Here is a 1,118-nt window from a genome sequence, read left to right as displayed (position 1 = left end):
TTATTGACCCTTTCGTCTAGTGGCTCAGGACGTCACTCTCTCTGTGTGATAACAGAGGTTCAAATCCTCTAGGGGTCGCCATAAAATTAAATTAGCATTTGTATTTTTAATATATTTTATTACTTTTCTAAAAGAAGAATTAAAAATCATTATAATATTTTTATTTTATTGTATAATGAAATTGTATCTTAAATTTAAAGGAGAAATAATGGATAATCCATTATCAGGATATACTAAAAAATATGACAATGAAGGATATGGCTTGCAATATCCCGATGGACATGTTATAAGATTTTATGAGAGAATCTTAAAATACAAATTAAGTAAAACAAATGGAAATTTACTTGATTTTGGTTGTGGGAATGGAGTGCATTCTAAGTATTTTCAAGATGTAACAGGGGGGGGGGTATTAAGACTTATGGTATAGATATTGTTTCTAGTTTAAAAAATACCTAGAAAAAAGATTCTAGGATAAATGAAAATAATTTTCACGTAATTACACCTAACTCTAGCTTTAAAAATTTATTTGATGTAAAAATGGATTTTATTTTTGCAAATCAAAGTTTATATTATCTACCAAACAAAGACTTTCAAAAAACTATTGAAGAATTTTATGATTTATGCAATGATGGTGCAATAATTTTCGCGACAATGATTAGCTCTAAAGCTTATCAGGAATTTGTTGCAGGAGATGTTAAAGATAATGGTTTAGTAGAAGAAAATCTAGTCCAAGATTAAATGGCGAATCTACTTATATAAATTTTTACAAATACGATTGAAGAGCTAAAAGAAAAATTTAAACCTTTTAAACCATTGTTTTGGGGAGATTATGAGTTGATAAATTTATATAATTTTGAAGAAAGTATACAGCACTTCATCTACATAGGGTAAAAATAATTTTTACACTAAAGGTTTTAACAAACCTTTATCTTACTCTCCTTGCTATTATAACTACCACATACTATCAACCAATATCCCAATCCTTTTTTTGCTAAACTCTAATACTTATATTATATATCTATCCCCTTCAACTTTTCAATATCAAACCTATATATTACATATCATAATACAACCTCTATCTTTCTTTCTCTGTCAAACATCCCCTCCCCTTTTTTTTC

At 27.6% G+C, this 1,118-nt stretch carries 2 protein-coding genes and 1 tRNA gene; all 3 read left to right on the top strand.

The genetic code is table 11. The features are described 5' to 3' along the window. Nucleotides 1-5 precede the first annotated feature (5 nt). The 3 genes from CAMP5060_RS08100 (at nt 6) to CAMP5060_RS08090 (ending at nt 738) form a co-directional block, all read left to right on the top strand. Nucleotides 6-81: transfer RNA gene (locus tag CAMP5060_RS08100), tRNA-Glu, on the top strand. A 127-nt stretch (nt 82-208) separates the two neighbouring features. After that, the gene (locus CAMP5060_RS08095) at nt 209-427 is read left to right on the top strand and encodes a hypothetical protein (protein ID WP_214100914.1); all 219 of its coding nucleotides are present in this window, start codon (nt 209-211) and stop codon (nt 425-427) included. A 110-nt stretch (nt 428-537) separates the two neighbouring features. Then, nucleotides 538-738 (top strand): class I SAM-dependent methyltransferase, encoded by a 201-nt coding sequence (locus CAMP5060_RS08090; RefSeq protein WP_250325029.1) that lies wholly within the window; start codon nt 538-540, stop codon nt 736-738. Nucleotides 739-1,118: the final 380 nt, after the last annotated feature.

This window comes from Campylobacter sp. 1569 (genome assembly GCF_024723675.1).
Taxonomy (GTDB): Bacteria; Campylobacterota; Campylobacteria; order Campylobacterales; family Campylobacteraceae; genus Campylobacter_D; species Campylobacter_D jejuni_C.
This window is presented reverse-complemented; position numbering and strand designations above follow the sequence as displayed.